General features: G+C 72.1%; 3 protein-coding genes and 1 pseudogene. All 4 read left to right on the top strand.

Going from position 1 to position 3,522, the window contains the following annotated elements; all coding sequences use genetic code 11:
• Positions 1-1,388 (top strand): annotated as a pseudogene (locus AB0C29_RS26725) (hypothetical protein); the annotation flags it as partial.
• A gap of 45 nt (positions 1,389-1,433) precedes the next feature.
• Positions 1,434-2,393, top strand: a complete 960-nt coding sequence (locus AB0C29_RS26730; protein ID WP_360825398.1) for a hypothetical protein — start codon at positions 1,434-1,436, stop codon at positions 2,391-2,393.
• Between the two features lie 44 nt (positions 2,394-2,437).
• A complete protein-coding gene (locus AB0C29_RS26735; protein ID WP_360825400.1) occupies positions 2,438-2,800 on the top strand; it encodes a metalloregulator ArsR/SmtB family transcription factor in 363 nt (120 codons plus the stop codon).
• Complete coding sequence (locus AB0C29_RS26740) at positions 2,797-3,306, top strand: SRPBCC family protein (protein WP_360825403.1); 510 nt, start codon at positions 2,797-2,799, stop codon at positions 3,304-3,306. Before AB0C29_RS26735 ends, AB0C29_RS26740 begins: the two co-directional genes overlap by 4 nt.
• Positions 3,307-3,522: the final 216 nt, after the last annotated feature.

Genomic DNA, 3,522 nt, shown 5'->3' on the forward strand with positions numbered 1-3,522 from the left:
CGCTAGCCGTGGTGCTCGCGGTGGCGTTGCTGCCGCTGGCCGCGTGGCTGCTGCGCCGGCGGACGTGGTGGCTGCTGGTGCCGGCGTTGCTGGCCGCATCGGGTACGGCGGCCTGGGCAGTGCTCGCCCACCCCGGCCCCGACGTGCTGTCCCGGCAGGCGGAGTGGCTCATCGCGGGTCTCGCGCTGGTGCTCGCGGTCGCCTGCGTGGTGTTCTTCACCGGCCGCGACAGTTTCCGGCGCCTGCTCTGCCAGGACTACACCAGCAACGAGAACCTGATCCGGGCCCAGGCGCGGGTGGCCGGCCGCTGGCGGATCGCGATGATCCGTTACCGCTACCACCACGTCATCGGCCTGCTCGCCACGCTCGGCGGGTTGGCGGTCATCGTCTCGGCGGGGGCCTGCGCCTGGCTGCTGGCCGCGTACGACGAGCCGCCGCGGGCGCTGATGGGCAACGCGACCGGCCCGCTCGGACAGCTCGGCGTCGTGGTCGTCTCGTTCGGCGCGACCGGGCTGGTCGTGCTCGGACTGGGCACGTGGCGACGGCCGGGGCTGCGTACCACGGTCGGGGTGATCTGGGATCTGCTGTCGTTCTGGCCGCGGGTGGGCCATCCGCTGTGCCCGCCGCCGTACGGCGGCCGGGCCGTCCTCGCGGTGGCCGGACGGGCCGCGCAGTGGGCCGATCGCGGGGTGCCGCACGGCGAGCGGGCCGACCACGTTGTCCTCTCCGGACACAGCCAGGGCAGCGTGATCACGTTCGCCGCCTGCGCGGTCCTCCTGAACCAGGCGGCCGGCCGGTCCAGCGAGGGCGGCGAGGCGGACGACCTGAACTTCGCCCGGTCGCGGGTCACTGCCGGGCGGCTGCACATGATCACGTACGGCTCGCAGTTGCAGTTCCTCTATGCCCGGTTCTTTCCGTCCTATCTGGGGTTCGCGCAGCTCCACGAGGTCGGCACCGGAGGGCTGCGGCAGCGCTGGCTCAACGCTTTCCGGTGGACCGACCCGCTGGGCGGCCCGGTGCTCTCCTGGCAGGTCCCGCAGGCGCGGGAGAAGTTCGGTCCGGACCTCACCGAGTGGCGCACGATGGGCTGCGGGCCGGACTGCACCGAGCACCAGCCGGTCGTACGCTGCGGCTGCCCGCAGCCGTGCCCGGATCCCTCCGCCGGCTGCCCGGAACCGCGCTACTGGACGGTCGGCGCGGACGTGCGCCTCCGGGACCCGGCCACCATCGTGGACTCACCGGACGTGCCCCGGCTGGCCGCCCGGGGACACAGCGGATACCTGTCCGACCCGGCGTACGAGATCCTCCTGCAGGATCTGCTCGACGGCACAGTGCCGGCCGGCCACCGTACGCAGCCCCACACCCGCGGCGGCGCTGTGAAGGTGTGACGGCCAAGGCACACTGGGCGAATGACGCCGCTGTATCGGCAACGGATGAAGCAAGCGGTGCGGTACGCGTGGATGATGCGGCTGGCGCTGCTGGCTGCGGTCTTCGTCACCGCCTGGGTGCTGCTGTACGACCTGCTCTCCTGGGCGTTCCTGGCCGCCCTGTTGATCACTGTGGTCTGCCTGTTCCCGTCGATGCTGGTGCCGTGGCCCTGGTCCCGGATGGGTCTCCGGTACGGGCTGGCCACCGGCCTCGAGACCGGTAGGGACACCTACCTGGAGCTGGCCGCCAAGTGCGCGGCGGCCGGCGACCACGCGGAGCAGATCTCGCTCCTGCGGGCGTTGGCCGGGCATGCCGATCCGGAGGCGTACCAGCTGCTGCTCACGGTCCTGGCCGAGCACGGGAGCCCGGCCGACGTGTCGGATCTGCGCAGGAGCGTTCTCCGGTATTCGCCGGAGGAAAGTCCGCTGTTCAAGCCGTGGCCGGGCCTGGACGGTCCCGGGCTGCTCGGGCACGCCCAGGATGCCCGGCGGACCGGCGACCCCTGGGCGCTCCGAAGTCTGGCGCTGCTCCTGGACGCGGCCGGGATGCCGGACCCGGAGATCTGGCGCCGGCTGGTCGATGCCCGGGTGGGTGGGTTCCATGGGCCGCTGGCCCGGCACCTGGCCGATACCGGCCGGCTCGACGAGGCGGTTGAGCTCATGCGGGTGGGCCCGGACGGCAGCCGCCCGAACTTCCTCGAAGTCAAGGAGTTCCTGCGCGAGCGCGAGCTGGACAGGCAACTGGAGGACGAGGCGCGGCGGGTGTGGGACGAGCTCCGCGTGACCGAGGCGCTGGTCGAGCTCCGGCAGCTGCTGGACGAGCAGGGCCGCCTCGACGAGCTTGCCGCGTTGCCGGAGCCGGCGCCGTCGAGGTCGTCGGGAGGCGCGCCGGAGGGCCGGTGGCCGGGGTTCAGCGCGAACCTCACCATGCCGAGCCCGGGCTATCAGGGGCCCACCTTCATGTGACCCCGTCCTTGCCAAACGCGTAACACACTCGTTACGCTTTTGCGGTGGACGAGGTGGCGGCGGCGATCGCCGATCCGGTGCGCCGCGACATTCTGGTGATGTTGCGGGAGCGGAGTCTGCCCGCGGGGGAGATCGCCGACCGGTTCGCCATCAGCCGGCCCGCCGTGAGCCGGCACCTGCGTGTGCTGCGGGAGAGCGGGCTGGTCCGCGACACGCTCGTCGGCCGCCGGCGACTCTACGAGCTCGACCCGTCGCGGCTCGCCGGGCTGATCGAGTGGCTCGATCAGTTCACCGCGGCCGTCGGCTGGGAGCGCCGCTTCGACGCCCTGGAGACCGAGGTCTACCGCACCCGTCGCGAGCGCCGCCGAGGCGGCCCGACCGACCGACGACAGGAGAACACGGCATGATCAGCTCACCCACCGGCCGGCTCTTTCCCACCGGCGACGGCGGCGATCTTGTGGTCAGCCGTACGTTCCGCGCCCCGATCGAGGACGTGTGGGCCAGTGTGACCGAGTCCGACCGCACCGCCCGCTGGTTCGGCGCCTGGACGGGTGACGCCGCCCCCGGAAACACGATCAAGGTGCAGATGGCCTTCGAGGAGGGGGCGCCCTGGTTCGACTATCGGATCGACGCGTGCGAGCCGCCGCGCCGGCTGGCTTTGTCGATGACCGACCAGTCCACCAACCGGCAGATCGAGCTGCTGCTGTCGCACAGCGAGGGCCGGACCGAGCTGCGGCTCGTGCACCGCCTCGACACCGTCGCCGAGACCGGCGACATGGGCCCCGGCTGGGAGTACTACCTCGACCTGCTGGTGGCGGCCCGGGACGGCCTGCCCACCCCGAGCTTCGACGACTACTACCCGGCCATGAAGCCGTACTACGAGGGCCTGCTGACCCCCACCGACCCGGCCTGACCGCTGATCTTTTCTGGGCCGCGCTGACAGTCGTCGATCCGAAACGGCTTGAGATCCGTATCACTGTCAGGGCCGGATGCAGGGATCCGGCGAGCGGAGGCGCCACGGTGAACGGCAGACATGGCAAGGAGCCGCCGCGGTCCGGACCGTCCCCGGACGCGCCCGACGACGCCCGGGACTGGTTCGAACCGCGGGCCGCCGTGACCGAGCCGACGC

This window comes from Actinoplanes sp. NPDC048791 (assembly GCF_040650095.1).
In the GTDB taxonomy this organism is placed as follows: Bacteria; Actinomycetota; Actinomycetes; order Mycobacteriales; family Micromonosporaceae; genus Actinoplanes.